At 39.2% G+C, this 15,769-nt stretch carries 15 protein-coding genes and 1 pseudogene; 7 read left to right on the forward strand and 9 right to left on the reverse strand.

Going from position 1 to position 15,769, the window contains the following annotated elements:
* Positions 1-39: 39 nt before the first annotated feature.
* Complete coding sequence (locus PLANO_RS12700) at positions 40-1,221, reverse strand: serine-tRNA(Ala) deacylase AlaX (protein WP_038704811.1); 1,182 nt, start codon at positions 1,219-1,221, stop codon at positions 40-42.
* Positions 1,222-1,328: 107 nt separating this feature from the next.
* On the opposite strand from PLANO_RS12700, the gene PLANO_RS12705 reads away from it, so the two are divergent.
* The gene (locus tag PLANO_RS12705) at positions 1,329-2,240 is read left to right on the forward strand and encodes a diacylglycerol/lipid kinase family protein (RefSeq protein ID WP_038704812.1); all 912 of its coding nucleotides are present in this window, start codon (positions 1,329-1,331) and stop codon (positions 2,238-2,240) included.
* A 179-nt stretch (positions 2,241-2,419) separates the two neighbouring features.
* On the opposite strand, the gene PLANO_RS12710 is transcribed toward PLANO_RS12705, so the two are convergent.
* Together PLANO_RS12710 and PLANO_RS12715 are read right to left on the reverse strand one after the other, a co-directional pair.
* A complete protein-coding gene (locus PLANO_RS12710) occupies positions 2,420-3,586 on the reverse strand; it encodes a saccharopine dehydrogenase family protein (protein ID WP_038704813.1) in 1,167 nt (388 codons plus the stop codon).
* An 18-nt stretch (positions 3,587-3,604) separates the two neighbouring features.
* Positions 3,605-5,086 (reverse strand): aldehyde dehydrogenase family protein, encoded by a 1,482-nt coding sequence (locus PLANO_RS12715; RefSeq protein ID WP_038704814.1) that lies wholly within the window; start codon positions 5,084-5,086, stop codon positions 3,605-3,607.
* A 248-nt stretch (positions 5,087-5,334) separates the two neighbouring features.
* On the opposite strand from PLANO_RS12715, the gene PLANO_RS12720 reads away from it, so the two are divergent.
* Complete coding sequence (locus PLANO_RS12720; RefSeq protein WP_231554726.1) at positions 5,335-6,186, forward strand: MerR family transcriptional regulator; 852 nt, start codon at positions 5,335-5,337, stop codon at positions 6,184-6,186.
* A 170-nt stretch (positions 6,187-6,356) separates the two neighbouring features.
* On the opposite strand, the gene trhO is transcribed toward PLANO_RS12720, so the two are convergent.
* From trhO to PLANO_RS12740, 4 genes are all read right to left on the reverse strand, one after another.
* The gene (trhO, locus tag PLANO_RS12725; protein WP_038704816.1) at positions 6,357-7,319 is read right to left on the reverse strand and encodes an oxygen-dependent tRNA uridine(34) hydroxylase TrhO; all 963 of its coding nucleotides are present in this window, start codon (positions 7,317-7,319) and stop codon (positions 6,357-6,359) included.
* A 421-nt stretch (positions 7,320-7,740) separates the two neighbouring features.
* Positions 7,741-8,691, reverse strand: coding sequence for a 2-hydroxyacid dehydrogenase (locus PLANO_RS12730; RefSeq protein ID WP_038704817.1), 951 nt, complete (start codon positions 8,689-8,691; stop codon positions 7,741-7,743).
* Positions 8,692-8,763: 72 nt separating this feature from the next.
* A complete protein-coding gene (locus PLANO_RS12735; protein WP_038704818.1) occupies positions 8,764-9,378 on the reverse strand; it encodes a DedA family protein in 615 nt (204 codons plus the stop codon).
* Positions 9,379-9,391: 13 nt separating this feature from the next.
* On the reverse strand, positions 9,392-10,477 hold the full coding sequence (locus PLANO_RS12740; protein ID WP_038704819.1) for a metallophosphoesterase: 1,086 nt from the start codon (positions 10,475-10,477) through the stop codon (positions 9,392-9,394).
* 255 nt (positions 10,478-10,732) lie between these two features.
* On the opposite strand from PLANO_RS12740, the gene PLANO_RS12745 reads away from it, so the two are divergent.
* The 5 genes from PLANO_RS12745 to PLANO_RS12765 all read left to right on the forward strand — a co-directional run bounded on the left by PLANO_RS12745 (position 10,733) and on the right by PLANO_RS12765 (position 14,147).
* Entirely contained in the window at positions 10,733-11,080 is a 348-nt protein-coding gene (locus tag PLANO_RS12745) for a lmo0954 family membrane protein (protein WP_038704820.1), read from the forward strand.
* A gap of 13 nt (positions 11,081-11,093) precedes the next feature.
* Complete coding sequence (locus tag PLANO_RS12750; protein WP_038704821.1) at positions 11,094-11,732, forward strand: PspA/IM30 family protein; 639 nt, start codon at positions 11,094-11,096, stop codon at positions 11,730-11,732.
* A gap of 63 nt (positions 11,733-11,795) precedes the next feature.
* On the forward strand, positions 11,796-12,494 hold the full coding sequence (liaF, locus tag PLANO_RS12755; protein ID WP_038704822.1) for a cell wall-active antibiotics response protein LiaF: 699 nt from the start codon (positions 11,796-11,798) through the stop codon (positions 12,492-12,494).
* Positions 12,491-13,537, forward strand: a complete 1,047-nt coding sequence (locus PLANO_RS12760; RefSeq protein ID WP_038704823.1) for a sensor histidine kinase — start codon at positions 12,491-12,493, stop codon at positions 13,535-13,537. Before liaF ends, PLANO_RS12760 begins: the two co-directional genes overlap by 4 nt.
* Positions 13,512-14,147, forward strand: a complete 636-nt coding sequence (locus PLANO_RS12765) for a response regulator transcription factor (RefSeq protein WP_038704824.1) — start codon at positions 13,512-13,514, stop codon at positions 14,145-14,147. Before PLANO_RS12760 ends, PLANO_RS12765 begins: the two co-directional genes overlap by 26 nt.
* 75 nt (positions 14,148-14,222) lie before the next feature.
* Here the strand turns inward: PLANO_RS12765 and PLANO_RS16210 are convergent.
* Together PLANO_RS16210 and PLANO_RS12770 are read right to left on the reverse strand one after the other, a co-directional pair.
* Positions 14,223-14,333, reverse strand: a pseudogene (locus tag PLANO_RS16210) (AMP-binding enzyme); the annotation flags it as partial.
* A 105-nt stretch (positions 14,334-14,438) separates the two neighbouring features.
* A complete protein-coding gene (locus PLANO_RS12770; RefSeq protein WP_038704825.1) occupies positions 14,439-15,698 on the reverse strand; it encodes a mechanosensitive ion channel in 1,260 nt (419 codons plus the stop codon).
* Positions 15,699-15,769 lie beyond the last annotated feature (71 nt).

The following is a 15,769-nucleotide window of genomic DNA, read 5'->3' on the forward strand; positions in this document are numbered from 1 at the left end:
TTTCTATTAGACAGGGGAGCACTGGAAAAGTTACACATTTCACACGAATTTTTTTACTACTTCCTGAAAGGCAGACAAGAATGTTGCTGGAAGCTCAGTCGTTTTACCGCCTCCTTGAGCAAATTGTACATTACCGCCTCCTTTTCCATCAGTTAATGCTAGAAGGTGCTTTAATACCTCTCGCATATCTCCAGGTGCGTCTTCGCCTTTTGCACAGACAAAACGCATATCGTCTTCTATCTTGCTGATAAACAGCGCTGTTGCTAGAGTATGCTGACTAATAACTACTCGGGCGAGCTGTTGCAATTCTTTTATCGTTCGATTTTCAAAAACTTCTTGTATCAGGTTGTTTTCTGGCACAATCATTTTTGCTTCTAAGTTCAACAATTGCTCTTGAAGACTTTTTATCGTTTTATTCGTTGCCGTTTTTTCAGCTAGAAGAGCTTCCGCAGCTTTTGTCAATTCTGTAGCTGGTGCATTTAGATGAACAACTAATTGATCTGTTGTTTCTATTAGAGAATTGAAGTATCGCATTGCTCGATTTCCACATAAAAAATATACTCGTATGCCGCCTTTGTTTTTTTCTGTTGAAATGATTTTTAGTAAACCAATTTCTGCCGTGCTTTTTGGATGGGTTCCTCCACAAGCATTCAAATCAATTCCTTTGATTTCAACTAAGCGAATATCGCCTTCTACTGCTGGAGATTTTCTCAATTTCAGTGTTTTGGCTTTTTCTGCACTCACCCAATTCGTAGATATTGGAAGAGCTTTTCCAATAATTTCATTAGCTTTTTTTTCAATTTCTTGAATTTGTTCTTTTGTGGCTGTATCTAAATCCAAATCGATCGTCACGCGTTCTTTTCCTAAATGAAAACTTTGAGTTTTTAATCCTAAAATATCTTCAAATAAAGCGCTCAATAAATGCTGACCGGCATGTTGTTGCATATGATCCAGTCTTCTCTGCTCATCCAATTGAGTAGTAAAACGTTCTTTTGGTAGCTCAATATCTATATAATGACGAATTTCACCATTGATTAGTTGTACATCCCACACTTTTGCAGGTCCTATTTCTCCCGTATCTGCAGGTTGTCCGCCTCCCTCGGGATAAAAACAAGTTTGGTCTAAAACAACATAATAACCCGTTTCATCTTTTCCATTATCGACTACTTGAACAACTGCTGATGAAATCTCTGAATCTTGATAGTACAATTTCGTTGTCATCTCGAACCTTCTTTCTTAACTAAATATAGTTACTTTCATTCTATTGTTTACCAATTTTCATTTAGTGGAATTACTAAAGTAAATAGACTTACAGGAGGACAAGAGATATGCCTAAGTTCAATCGTTCCGTATTATTGTATAACGGCAATGCTGGACAGTCTACGGTAGACTCTGTTCTAAGATTAGCCGTACCCCACATTGCTCAAGCTTCGCATTCACTCGAAATTATTCAAACCGCTTCACCAGAAGAATTTGAAAGTTCTTGTCAGACTGCTGCACACGATGCAGACATTCTCTTTATCGCAGGTGGAGATGGTACCGTTCATTCCGCAGTCCGTGCATTAGCTAATGTCTCTAATCCAGCTCCAATGGCCATTTTACCCAGCGGTACAGCCAACGATTTTGCGCGCACTTTGAACATTCCACTAGATTTAGATTTAGCAGCGAGAGAATTGATAAATGGCGAGGTGAAAAAAATTGATACTGGAAAAATTAACGGAGGCTCATTTCTCAATTTTGCAGGAATCGGAGTAATCACTGATGCCTCATCTAATATTGACCCTTTATTAAAAGAACGCTACGGAAAAATCAGTTATTTTATGAGTGCCTTACAATCGATGCGGCAAGCCACGCCATTTTCAGTCGAGTTAAAAATTGATGGTATTAGCTATCTTGAAGAAGGTGTACTCGTCCTGGTCATGAACGGCAAATCGATTGGAACTCATAACTTCCCGCTCGCAACAATTGATCCAGCAGATGGATTGCTCGATCTATTTGTTATCCAAACTTCTTCTTTAGCAGCCATACGGGAGTGGTTTTCATTGGCTCAACCTGAAGTGATGACAGAAGAATTAGAGCACATTACGCATTATCAAGGGAAATCTATCTCTATTAGCACTGAAGAGAAATTAGACGTGGATACAGATGGAGAAATCTATTTAAAAACACCGCTCGATATTGAAATACAGCCTGGTAGCTTAAAAATGTTAATCCCTAAACAACTCGAAGATTTTGTTTAAACCATAAAGTCCGTTCGTACACTTTGTAAAGTACTAAGACCGTGCTAGTCGCTTTGAGGTGGACACGCCATCTCAAGTGTCAATGCTAAAAGAATAGCAAGATTATCCGATAAAAAGTAATAAAAGGACGGCTCCTAAAGGAACCGTCCTTTTATAATTGAGTTATTCAGCCCACTCCTTTATTTTTGAAAAGCTGAGCGATGAATCGTTTCTTTAATTTCAACTCCACGCTTTGCCATTTCAGCTATATACTCTTCTCCCGGAACAATCATCTCAGGAGGATAAGCTCCTCGTTTATCGATAATTCCTGTCCCAATCATTTGTGCTACCACTGAAATGGTATAGGCTGTCGCACGCGCCATCGCGGTGACGCCGGTTTTTTGGTCTTTTATCGTCACCATATTGTATTCGTACGTAACTTCTTCTCCCGCCTTTAGACCTGACACCATCACCCTTAAAACAACAGCGTCTTGTTTATCTCCAAGTTCTGTTATCGGCTCAAGTACAGCTTTTAAGACCGATCGAAGATTTACTTCACGGTTATCGACTGTCACCGTTTTTGTTCGATCTGTCAGACCCAACTCTACTAATAATTTAAACTTCTCGGCATGTCCTTTGTAACGTAAAGTTTTGTACTCCAATGAATGGACGTCACTAAACGTCTCAGTTAATGTCGATGTTCCCCCAGAAGTATGGAAAGCTTCTAGTTCTCCGAAATCTTCAAATTGTACGTGTTCGATTTCCGATAAAGATTCAACTTCGAGCAACTTACCGTCACGAATAACGTGCGATTTATCAGTGTAATGATCAAACACACCTTCTAAGGAAAAAACGTGATTGTATTCTAACGGAGGTTCGGGATGAACAGGAATGCCTCCAACAAACAAGCGAATATCTGATACTTGGTCCAGCTTACTTGCACCATATCCTGTCAAAATATTGATCATCCCTGGTGCTACACCTAAATCAGGGATGAGTGTCACGCCTTTTTTCTGCGCTTCTTCGTGCATTTCAAGAACTGCGTCTGTTGCTCCTCCAATATGGCCGCCTAAATCAACAGAATGCACACCACATTTTAATGCGGTAGCAGCCACTTTTTCATTAAATGTATAAAATAATGCATTGATAACAATATCTCCTTTTGACATTGCTGCTACTAAAGCTTCGTCATCACTAGCGTCTAACTCCAATACTTCTAACTTATTATTGCCGAGTTGCTCTTTGAAAAGCATCGTTTGCTCTTTATTTCGATCGGCTAAAAAGACCTTTTCAACAGCTTCGTTAGCTACTAAATCTCTTGCGGCTTGTTTCCCCATTAACCCTGCACCTAATACGACGATTTTCATTTCCCCATCCCCTTTCTATCATGCTTCGTTATCAATTTGCGCGCGTTGCAATTTGCCGCTGTAATCAACATAGACACTCTTCCATTCTGTAAAGACGTCTAATGCTGCAACTCCCGAATCGCGATGGCCATTTCCAGTTCCTTTAGTTCCACCGAATGGCAAATGAATTTCTGCCCCCGTTGTTCCGGCGTTGATATAAACGATGCCTGTATCTAAATCGCGCTGCGCTTTAAATGCTCGATTTACATCCGCTGTATAAATCGAACTAGATAACCCGTAAATCACACCGTTATTAATTTCAATCGCTTCGTCTAAACTCGACACTTCGATTATTGAAACGACTGGACCAAATATTTCTTCCTGCGCTATGCGCATCTCTGGTTTTACATTCGTAAACAATGTCGGAGCGTAATAGTTTCCTTTATCGTATATGCCGCCTGTTAAAATTTCTCCCCCTACAAGTAGAGTTGCTCCTTCTTGCTGACCAATTTCAATATAAGAGTGTATTTTTTCAATAGCTTTTCGGTTGATGACTGGACCAATTTTAATTTTTTCATCGGTGCCATCTCCTATAGTCAATGTCTCCATTTTCATTAATAACCGTTTTTGAAGTTCTTCTTTAACGTCTTTATGCACGATTACCCGACTACAGGCTGTACATCTTTGACCAGCTGTGCCAAATGCACTCCAAAGAATACCTTCTACAGCTAAATCTAGGTCAGCATCTTCCATCACAATTACTGCATTTTTACCGCCCATTTCTAGAGACACTTTCTTCAAATTACGCCCGCCCGCTTCAGCCACTTTACGACCAGTTTCTGTCGATCCAGTAAAAGAAATAACTCGAACATCTTTATGCTCTAAAAGTGCCGTTCCAACTTCTGAGCCGGCCCCAAACACAATATTAGCAACCCCTTCTGGAAGACCTACTTCTTCAAAGATTTTTGCCATTTCATAAGCCATCATGGGCGTTTCTGTTGCTGGCTTCCAAATAAACGTGTTGCCTCCTACAATTGCAGGAAACGATTTCCATGTTGCAATTGCTACAGGGAAGTTCCAGGGAGTGATTAATCCTACTACACCAATTGGCGACCGAATACTCATCGCAAACTTATCTCCCAGTTCTGATGGTGTCGTTTCACCAAACATACGCCTTCCTTCACCAGCCATATAGTAGGCCATGTCGATTCCTTCTTGAACTTCGCCGCGTCCTTCTTCAATGACTTTGCCCATTTCTTTCGTTAATACTTGAGCCAATTGTTCTTTTCGTTCTTTCATTAAACGACCTATCTCATATAAATAATCTGCGCGTTTCGGCGCCGGTACTTTTGCCCATTTTTTTTGTGCGATTACTGCGGCTTTCACAGCTAAATCAACATCTTCCGCTGTAGACATTCGGACTTGTGCCAACTCTTCTCCATTTGCTGGATTCAAAACAGGTCTAAATTCCGCCTGTTCTGTTTGTTGCCAATTGCCATTCACAAAATTAGTTAATTTCATCGTCATTGCCCCTTTCATCTAACAGGTTTTGATAGCGCTTTCATCTTTATTATTTCATAGTTTTCTAGAAAATAGTAGGAGATATCTGAAATTTCTGTATCTTATTAAATAATTCTTAATTTTTCATTAAAATTATTATGCTTTCCCGATTAATACGTTATAAATAAGACAAAAATAATACAGTTTGACATCTTTTTCATTAAACTATTGACACTAACGGTGCGTTATAGTGTATTTTAAAGAGAGAGGTGATTAGATTGTACAAAGTACAAGAAATAGCAAAAATAGCGGGTGTCAGTGTTCGGACTCTCCATCACTACGACAGCATTGGTTTATTGAAACCTTCAAATATTGGAACAAACCGATATCGTTATTACAATGGCGAAGATTTGAAATTACTTCAACAAATTTTATTTTTAAAAGAATTGGATTTCTCATTAAAGAAAATTCAAGAACTAGTAGCGGATGGTTTTGATCGTGAATACGCACTATCTCAGCATATCGAATTATTAGAACAAAAAAAGCAGCGTGTTGAAAAGTTAATTCAAAATGCAGAACGCACTCAGCGAGAGCTGCAAGGTCTAGAAAATTTGACAGACCAAGAACGTTTTTCGGCTTTTGCTAGCAGCAAAGCTGAAGATTTAATGAAGAAATATCAAAAGCCTGAAGCAAGTTCTACTCAAGAAGCTAGCAAACCACAAATTGAGACTGCATCTAGCTATGCTGAGACTCATGGAGAATCGGCAGTCGCTGTTGCCGTAGCACCAGTTGACACAACTTTACCTGAAGAGCCAGTTAAAGTAGAAAAAGAAGAAGAGGATTTAGAGGAAATCAATCGTGAAGGAGATCGCATCTATAATACAGTCGCTAGTTTGATGCACTTGCCACCACAAACAGATGCTGTTCAAAAAGAAATGAATGCTTACTACACTCTATTAAATCGTTTCTATGATTGTTCACCAAAAATGTTTCGTGGATTAGGCGACCTGTATGCATCAGACAGCCGTTTTGCAAGCAATATCGATCAGCATGGGCAAGGTTTAGCCAAATACTTAAAAGACGCTATGTACGTCTATGCTGAAGGTTTACAAGATGCTTGAACTCATCGGACCGTGCAGCAACTGTGGTAAAGACGTTTATTGCCGTGATGGTTTTTTAGATGGGGTTTATGTGGACGGAGAACTGGTTTGTTTTGAATGTCAGGAAGAAGTCGAGAAATAGTGAATAAAAAAGTGTGTTGGAATAAGTCTATTCCAACACACTTTTTGTTTTATACTCTGGTTGTTTCTTTTAATGCATCTAGACGAGCCTGTACTTGCTCTCCTGTTAAACCATGTTCAAATGCATAACGGTTACGTGGGTGTTCACGACATTCGTCTGAACATGAACGCATGTATTTATGTTCGTTTTCTTCAGATGTTAAGATTTTTGCATTACATTCAGGGTTTGCACAGTTTACGTAACGTTCACAAGGTTCGCCTGTAAAATGATCTTTCCCCACAATGACGTGCTCGACTTGGTTAACCGGTACAGCAATGCGTTCATCAAAAACGTATAATTGGCCGTCCCATAGTTCCCCTTTTACTTCTGGGTCTTTCCCATATGTCACGATTCCTCCGTGAAGTTGAGAAACATCTTCAAAGCCTTCTTTTTTCAGCCATCCAGAGAATTTTTCACAACGGATCCCGCCTGTGCAATACGTCAAAATTTTCTTGCCTTCAAATTGCTCTTTGTTTTCACGAATCCATTCAGGAAGATCGCGGAAATTTTCAATATCTGGACGAACCGCATTGCGGAAATGACCTAAGTCATATTCGTAATCATTTCGTGCATCTAATACGATTGTATCTTGCTCTTGCATTTGTTTATAAAATTCTTTCGGTTCTAAGTAAGTACCTGTTAGTTCATTTGGATTGATGTCGTCTTCAAGTCCAAGGTGAACGATTTCTTTTTTCGCACGAACGTGCATTTTTTTGAACGCATGTCCTTCTGCTTCATCGATTTTAAAAACGATGTCTGAGAAGCGCGAATCATTTTTCATCAATTCCATATAAGCTTCGGTTTGTTCAATTGTTCCTGAACATGTACCATTGATTCCTTCTTCTGAAACAAGGATACGACCTTTCAGCTCTAACTCTTTGCACGCTGCTAAATGCTCATCGGCAAAAGTTTCTGGATCTTCAATCGGTGTATATAGGTAGTAAAGTAAAACATTGTGTGTATGATTTTGCATGAATCATACCTCCTATTTCTCTATTTGGTTTTATTACAAAAAAGCAATAAAAACCTCAATCATTTTACAATAAATAGCGTCAAAGTTCAACTTTCACACAATAAAAATGAGTTATATGATTAATTTTTAGCGTTAAAAAGAGCAGCTATACAGCTGCTCTCAGGTCGTAAACAATAGAACTTTTATTTTAGTTAAAGAATGAGTATTCATTTCATCCTATACACTGGATTCTGCGCTTCTATTTGATTAGAGCCACATGCTGAAAACTGTTTTGATTACGAAGACTTCTATGGGAGTAGCAAAGCGACGAAAGCTGAAGGCCCAAGAGACTGAAGCTAAGCCGACGAAAAGAAAAGTGGCAAGAACACACGGCTATTCATATTAGACTTTTTACAGCCTCAAGCAGCTATATAATAGTTCATTAACAAACTCGATTTTTTACTGATTTGTTTTCGAAACATGCTTTAATTGCTTCTGCATTTAATGCCATCATCTCTAAACGTGTTTGGACAGTAGCACTACCAATGTGCGGTAACACCGTAACATTAGGTAAAGTGAGTAACGGATGATCTAGTGGTACCGGTTCTTGTTCGAACACATCCAACCCCGCACCCCAAATTTTCTTTTCTTTTAACGCTTCGTATAAAGCCTTTTCATCGACAATGCCACCTCTAGCTACGTTAATCAGACAGGCATTTTCTTTCATCATTGCCAATTCTTTTGAACCGATCATGCCTTTTGTTTCAGCAGTCAATGGCGTTAAGATCACGACATAGTCTGAGGTTTTCAGCAATTCTTCAAATTCAGCATAACGGACATCTTCTAAGTTTCTACGCGTCCGGTTGTGGTATAAAATGTCCATTCCAAATCCTTGTGCGCGGCGAGCTACCGCTTCACCGATTCTTCCCATGCCGATAATCCCGAGTGTAGCCCCTCCTACATTTTGACCCGTCATGCCCATGGGTGTCCAGGACTGCCATTCTCCAGAGTGAACCGTTTTTTCTGCTTCTATTACTCTTCTTGCAGTTGCCAATAATATTGCAAAAGTTAAATCTGCAGTCGATTCTGTTAAAACATCGGGTGTATTGGTAACTGTAACACCGTGCTTACGCGCCGCTTCTAAGTCTATATTATTGTAACCAACTGCTAAGTTACTAACAATTTTCAAATTAGGAGCAGCTTCAAAAACCTCTTGGTCCACTTGGTCGGATAGCATGGTCCAGAGTGCATGTGCCTCTTTTGCTTCTTCGAGTAATTTCTCGCGCGGAGCAGGTGTATTTTCTTCCGGCCACATACGGACTTCGTACTGCTCTTGTAAGTCCGCTACGGCTTGATCTGGCAATTTTTGCGTAATGAATACAATCGGCTTCATAACCATCCTCCGTCCCTTATTATTAAACAATTATAACAATTAAAAAAACTCCCGGCAATTGCCAGCAGTTTCCTAATTACTACTTGATTTCGATTTCTTAATGTAATACAAAATAAACGCTATAACACTCAATGCAATTAGGACATAAACTACGTTTGAATAAAGCGACAATTGACGCATAACTTGTTGCCGATTTTCTCCTACCGCTCCTCCTACAAACACCAATACCGTATTCCATAGCAAAGTTCCAAGTGTACTAAATAAAATAAATAACCATAATTTCATATTAGACATGCCTGCTGGAATCGAAATCAAACTACGCACTAATGGAATCAACCGTCCAAAAAATACCGTCCATACACCAAAGCGATCGAACCAGCTATCCGCTTTGTGTATATCTTCTTTTTTCACACGAAGCCATTTGCCATACTTATCGATAACTTTTTCCAAACGCTCTACATCTAACAGTATTCCAACGCCATACAAAATCATTGCTCCACTGACAGAACCCGCAGTTGAAGCTACGATTACGCCCAACATAGTCATTGTCGTAGTTGTCGTCATAAATCCGCCAACCGTCAATACCACCTCTGACGGAATTGGAGGAAATATATTTTCTACCATTATAAGAAAAAAGATTCCAAAATAACCATATTCGGACATGATTGATGTAATCCATTCTTCCATCCAAACACTCCTTTTAAGAAGATCGGAAGTTCAACGTCACCGACCATAATTCGGAACGACTTCCAATTCGAAGTGGCGGTCCCCAAAAGCCAAATCCAGAAGACACTAGAAAATGCGTCCCTCTTAACAAGCGATAGCCATAATCAACTTCAAACATGCGTCTTGTCAATAAATGATTAGGCCACATCTGGCCTTTATGCGTATGACCCGACATGTGAAAATCCACTCCTAGTCCACTTGGTGTTTTTAAATCTGCAGGCGTATGGTCCATAACAAGCCAAGGTAGTTTACTTTCTTGTGGTTTTAATGCTGCTAACGAAAGCCGATTTTGATTTGTACGATCTTCGCGTCCAGTTACATAAAAACGGTCAGCTATCAAAACGGTTTCATCTCTTAAAACTTTTACACCTGATTGATTCATCACTTTAACCAACAAAGGAATTTTCTTACCGTAATATTCATGATTTCCTAAAACACCATATACACCTAATGATGGTTTTAATTGCGTCATCACTTCAGACATGCCATATCGTGCATACCAAACCGGATCATCATCCACTAAATCACCTGCTAAAAATACAACGTCTGGATCAAGTGCATTTGTTTTATCTACAAAACGCTGCAAATGCCGTTTACCCGATAGAAAGCCTAGGTGAAAATCAGATCCAACGACCATGTGTAGAGGTTCTGCTGATTCTCCTTCTACTGTCACTTCAAGCTTTCGTACAACCGGACTATAAGCTAAATAAGTGCCTACAATAAATAATAGCAAGATGATACCCGTCGTCACTACGCCGATAACAAACACATCTCCATTAAAATCCATTATAAGTACCATAATGTTGCCCAGAGGAATCAATAAAATAGCGTATTGTAAAAATGCAAACCAATAAGATCCTAGCACCGTAAATCCAAGCCACTTGTGACCAATTCTTCCAACAACGTAACTATAAGCAATTACGAACCAAACAGCCGCAAATAGCCACGGGTTCATACTTTCTATAAAACTTGTCAGCCAAACAAAAACTGCCCAACCCAAATACGCAACAAGCGCTGTATAAATCAATAACGTACTGCCTATCCCCACAACCATCTTCATCAAAACGCCTCTTTCTTTTCCTCAAATGACTCTATTTTGAAATGAACATTTTCTTCCATGTCATAAAAAATAGTATAGCATTTCAACTCGCAAGCTTCACAATTAAACTCTCTTCCACTCTATATGCATGCAGCACGACTAGCACCTAGACTCTACTACGCCTCAAGTCCTAGTAAAAGATGCAGTCAGAGACCGTATTGAAAAGACCATTCTCTTAGTATGATTAACTTACAAATTAAAGAGGAGGCACATAATATGAACAAATTTTGGTTAGTAACACTAGGTATTATTGCAGGAATCGTCGCATTATCCAACATCGGTGCTTTATTCGCATTAGGTATATCCGCTGTCATCGTCTATGTAGGTGTGCATTATTACTTGCGCAGCTTATCCACTGGGGCAAGAGTATTTTGGGCGGCAGTCGCAATCATTGGTGCACTGTCTGCTATCTCTAACGTACCCGCATTGATCGGTCTTGCTGCATTTGCAGGACTGTGGATAATTTACCGCAAATGGAACGGACAAAACGTTTCGTTTGATGCTATTAAAGAAAGCGACCCATTTACAAACTTTGAATACCAATGGAACAAGTTAACTAAATAAGGAGGAAACGACTATGACAACTTTATGGGACCGGTTAAAATTTGCTGTAGCAACAGATGTAGATATGCTTGTTACAAAAAAAGAGGAAAAAAATCCACTAGCTTTGCTCAACCGTTATATTACAGAGGCAGAAAATCAAACTACCACTACAGGGAAATGGGTAGAACGCCAAGCTCAGCTAAATGGTAAACTAGAAAAAGAGTTGACCGAAGCTTCAGCAATGCTTCACAAACGTCAATGTCAATTGGAGTTGGCACAAGCTTCAGGAGAAGCTGACCTTGCTGACTTTGCAGCGAGGGAAGTTCAAATTTATACAACACGTGCTAAGACATTGCAAAGCAACCTTGACGAAAACATCGCTGAATTTACTGAGTTAGAACAACGGTACGAAGAAATGAAACATAAAGTAAAAGATATGAAAGTTAAGCAACTTCAATTAATGGGCAAAGAAAACGCTACACGCGCTCATTTCCAAATGGATAAATTGCTAAGTCCTGAACTTGTCGCAGAACGAATTGGCTCTTTTGAAGACATGACTTCTTACATCACGACACTTGGTACAAAAGTCGAAGAACGACACGAGCGCTCTGCAATGGAACGACGTCTTGAGTTTTTAGAAAAAAAGAGCGCAAACCAAAAAGAACTTGTTTAAACTAGAGTGAGAAGAAGTTTTTCTTCTTCTCATTTTTTCTGAACCAAAGAAGGAGGCAAAACCATGCCGCATTTTTCAACAAATAAACAAGCGTTTTTAATTTTGAGCGCTTTATTTTTAATTTTTGTAGAAGCTGCCTTTTTTGAAAATGGCAGTGTGTTTTTGATTCTTCTTGGTATCGGAACGATCTACTATGCATTAAAAAATAACGTAAAATACCGTCGTTCTTATTTTTGGACAGGTGCTTTTCTTATTGGAATATCCATTTTATCAATGTGGAGTTTACGCTTAATGGTATTTGGACTTGCCGTTTATTTATTACTGCGTTTATGGAAAGGTAACGAATGGCTTCAAACAGCTCCTCTATACGAGGCCACCGATAAAGGACTTATTCAAAACAAAATATTATCTGCACAAAGTACACCAATCGAAGCTTATGAGTGGAAAGACATACACATCCAAGGATTTGTCGGCGATATTTTAGTGGATACGACACAAACAGTATTACCTAAAAAAACCTCACTCGTTTCTATTCGCCAAGGATTTGGGAAAATCCAGGTTATTGTACCTTATGAAGTTCCTGTTCGTGTCTTTTATTCCACACTTCTTGGAGAATCTCGCTTTTTCAACGGCGATAAAAAGCGCATCATCAATGGAACCATTCATACAGAAGATGGTTATCCCGCAGACGAGGGCAGTAAAGTTGAATTGATTGTTTCTGTGACCACTTGGATGGGGGATGTCGAGGTGATTCGCCGATGAGACAAATACTCCCACGTAGCTTATTTTTTATTTCACTGTTTGCGTTAATCGTCTTTAGTATTTTATTTGCGCTACTTGGCTTGCCCTCATTCAAAGGCTGGGCTGTTTTATGGGAAGATTTTATCGCTGGCTTACCGCTTGGTATTTGGTTACTTGTTCTTATGCTTGCTTTATCTGTCGGTATTTCATGGTGGACAGAATCGTTATCGCGCTCAAAAGTCCAAGAAATCGAAGAGATCTTCCAAGCACTTTTACGAAACGAAGACAGTACAGTTGTTCAAGCTGCAAATATGAAAACTCTACCACGCAATTTATCCAGTTCTATATTAAAACTGCAAAAACTTCTGGAAACGCAGCGTAAAAGCTTAACGCGAATTGCCAATGAACGGGCCGAAACACAAGACCAAGTTATTCAAGAGCGTTTGATTATGGAACGGCAACGATTAGCAAGAGAATTGCATGACTCTGTTTCGCAACAACTCTTTGCTGCATCAATGCTATTATCGTCTATGACAGAAGGTGAAGATGTCCAACCTGGATTGTTGCAAACAGAAAAAATGGTTCAGCAAGCTCAACTGGAAATGCGTGCTTTGCTCTTGCATTTGCGCCCTGCAGCTCTACACGACAAGAGCTTACGACAAGGATTGTTTGAATTGGTCAGTGAACTAAAAGAAAAAGTATATTTTACTATTAACCATAAACTCGAAGAAGTGCCTTTGCAAAAAGGGGCAGAAGATCATTTGTTTCGTATTGCACAAGAAACTTTATCGAATACACTGCGCCATTCTAAAGCAACCGAAGTTCATATTTTGTTTGTTGAGCGTGACCATTTTGCAATTTTGCGCATTCAAGACAACGGCGTAGGATTTGAAAGTGAGCAATCCAAATCTACTTCTTACGGATTGAAGCATATTGAAGAACGCGCCATAGAAATTGGAGCAACTAGCAAAATTGTTTCCGTCCCTTCTGAAGGTACTATTGTAGAAATAAAAGTTCCGATTGAAAGGAAGAAAGCCGATGATTCGAATCTTATTAGTGGATGACCATGAAATGGTGCGCATAGGCGTCTCTGCTTATTTGCAGTCTCAGAAAGATATGGAAGTCGTGGGTGAAGCAACAAACGGTCAAGAAGCCGTCCAGATGGCATTAGAGTTACGCCCTGACTTGATTTTGATGGATATGGTCATGCCCATTATGAATGGGGCAGAAGCCACAAAAGCCATTATCAATCAATGGCCAGAAGCCAAAATTATGGTCGTCACCAGTTTCTTAGACGATGACAAAGTATATCCCGCCCTCCAAGCAGGAGCTGTCAGTTACATTTTAAAAACGTCAAAAGCTTCTCGAATTGCCGATTCCATTCGAGAAACCATGAATGGCACTCCGGTTTTAGAACCAGAAGTCATGACCAAGATGATGAAACAAATGCGTCACGAACGCGTGCTTCACGAGGAATTAACAGAACGCGAAATGGAAATTTTGCTACTCCTTGCCCGCGGCTTGACCAATCAAGAAGTTGCCGATCAATTGTTTATTGCTGTGAAAACGGTAAAAACGCATGTCTCTAATATTCTTGCAAAACTAGAAGTTCACGACCGAACACAAGCTGTTATTTATGCTTTCCAGCATAAACTAATAACCCCTCCTCAATAAAAATGCCGAGCAATCTATAGACTGCTCGGCATTTTAAGATTATGCATTTAATTTTCGTAACTCGACACGGCGCATACCTGAGCTAATGCTAATAGCATCACTCCTGCCTTCAAACCAGAAATAACCATCTTCGTCGCGTGATGCCTAGTCCCCTATTGAAGACCAGTCACCTCGGAATGCAGCTTTCATTTAAGTTTATATTTAAAAATAACTTTGTTCTCTCCTCGATTTCGAGCAACACAAAAAATCCCCTTAGGCTACTAACAACCTAAAGGGATTGATAAATGAAACTTATAGTTCCGGCTTATCGTTTTCTTTTTCCATTTTCGTTTCAAGCTTTTCAAGCTGACGCTTAGCAAACTCACGACCACCCATACCGAAGGAAATTGCAAATGCTACTGCAAGTCCAGCGATGATGAATAAGAAGGCTAAGTTAACGATGTTTGTTGCAAAATTCAACTGATCTAATGTCATGAATACGGCAACAATGATAATCACGTATTTCACAATAGCTCCTAAGAAACGGTTGCCAGAAGCTTGTTTTATATAGTTTCCAAGCAAACTACCACCGATCAATCCAAGTCCTAGAATAATTAGTGAACTAATGAGAAGTGGCAAGTAGCCAATTACAGCTTCACCAATTCCATTTAATACATCTAGTTGCAATACGTTCATCGCTTCTACAGTAAAGAAGATAATGATAATCGCTTGCACGACTTTCCCAATAATGTTGGCAAGGTCAAAACTCGGTGTTTTTGTTTTATCTGTATTCAAATACGTTGAGAAACGGTTAATCCCTGTTCCATTCAATAGGCTGATTAACAAATCTCCAACAAACTTAGCGATTAAGATACCTACTAAGATTAAGATAATCGCTACAAAAATATTTGGAATCATATTGAGAACTTGGTTAAGCATGTTCACAATAGGTTCTGAGATAGAGCGGATATTCAAGGTTTCTAGTGCAATTGTCAAAATTGGAATTAATACGATAACAAATACTACATTAGCTAAAACATTTGCTAATGTTGCTTTGTCTCCAGAATCCATTCTTGTCGTTCCTGTCGCACTACTTGGTTTGTTTGTAAATTTATTAAACCATTTATCAATATTGATAGCTGTCAAAAGGCTAACCACAAGATTTTTTACAAACTTAGCAATAAAGTAACCAATCACTAGGATAATAATAGCCATGAAAAGATTTGGCAAGAATGCCAACAATTTATCCATCATGTTTGATATTGGTTGTGCTACGTTGTTCATGTCCAAAGCTTGCAAAACGCTTGGAATAAACAAAATGAAGATTAGGTAATAAAGAATTTTCCCTATAGAATCCAGTATGTTATCTGCATCTTCTTTTGTTTTAGCCATATGTCCTTTGACCATGGCCCGATCTGCACCTGCTTTTTTCAATCCTTTAGTGAAAATAGCTCGTACAACCGTTGCAACAATCCATGCGACTAGTAATAATAATAATGCCCCTAAAACGTTTGGAATGTAGTCAATGATCGTATTTCCGACTCCTCTGAAAGAGTTGCCAATGTCATTCATAAATTCGTCCTCCTTTTGTTTTTTTTTCGCATTCTACTATTATTATCCCCTTACTTCTATGAAGCTAAACT

Source organism: Planococcus sp. PAMC 21323 (genome assembly GCF_000785555.1).
In the GTDB taxonomy this organism is placed as follows: Bacteria; Bacillota; Bacilli; order Bacillales_A; family Planococcaceae; genus Planococcus.

Excerpts from the sequence above, each read along its gene's own strand:
- PLANO_RS12740 (WP_038704819.1), bottom strand. The coding sequence starts at position 10,477 with ATGAAGATGGTTGTGGGGATAGGCAGTACGTTATTGATTTATACAGCG.
- PLANO_RS12700 (WP_038704811.1), bottom strand. The coding sequence starts at position 1,221 with ATGACAACGAAATTGTACTATCAAGATTCAGAGATTTCATCAGCAGTT.
- PLANO_RS12705 (WP_038704812.1), top strand. The coding sequence starts at position 1,329 with ATGCCTAAGTTCAATCGTTCCGTATTATTGTATAACGGCAATGCTGGA.
- liaF (WP_038704822.1), top strand. The coding sequence starts at position 11,796 with ATGCCGCATTTTTCAACAAATAAACAAGCGTTTTTAATTTTGAGCGCT.
- PLANO_RS12765 (WP_038704824.1), top strand. The coding sequence starts at position 13,512 with ATGATTCGAATCTTATTAGTGGATGACCATGAAATGGTGCGCATAGGC.
- PLANO_RS12750 (WP_038704821.1), top strand. The coding sequence starts at position 11,094 with ATGACAACTTTATGGGACCGGTTAAAATTTGCTGTAGCAACAGATGTA.
- PLANO_RS12770 (WP_038704825.1), bottom strand. The coding sequence starts at position 15,698 with ATGAATGACATTGGCAACTCTTTCAGAGGAGTCGGAAATACGATCATT.
- PLANO_RS12715 (WP_038704814.1), bottom strand. The coding sequence starts at position 5,086 with ATGAAATTAACTAATTTTGTGAATGGCAATTGGCAACAAACAGAACAG.
- PLANO_RS12730 (WP_038704817.1), bottom strand. The coding sequence starts at position 8,691 with ATGAAGCCGATTGTATTCATTACGCAAAAATTGCCAGATCAAGCCGTA.
- PLANO_RS12745 (WP_038704820.1), top strand. The coding sequence starts at position 10,733 with ATGAACAAATTTTGGTTAGTAACACTAGGTATTATTGCAGGAATCGTC.
- PLANO_RS12760 (WP_038704823.1), top strand. The coding sequence starts at position 12,491 with ATGAGACAAATACTCCCACGTAGCTTATTTTTTATTTCACTGTTTGCG.
- PLANO_RS12735 (WP_038704818.1), bottom strand. The coding sequence starts at position 9,378 with ATGGAAGAATGGATTACATCAATCATGTCCGAATATGGTTATTTTGGA.
- trhO (WP_038704816.1), bottom strand. The coding sequence starts at position 7,319 with ATGCAAAATCATACACACAATGTTTTACTTTACTACCTATATACACCG.
- PLANO_RS12710 (WP_038704813.1), bottom strand. The coding sequence starts at position 3,586 with ATGAAAATCGTCGTATTAGGTGCAGGGTTAATGGGGAAACAAGCCGCA.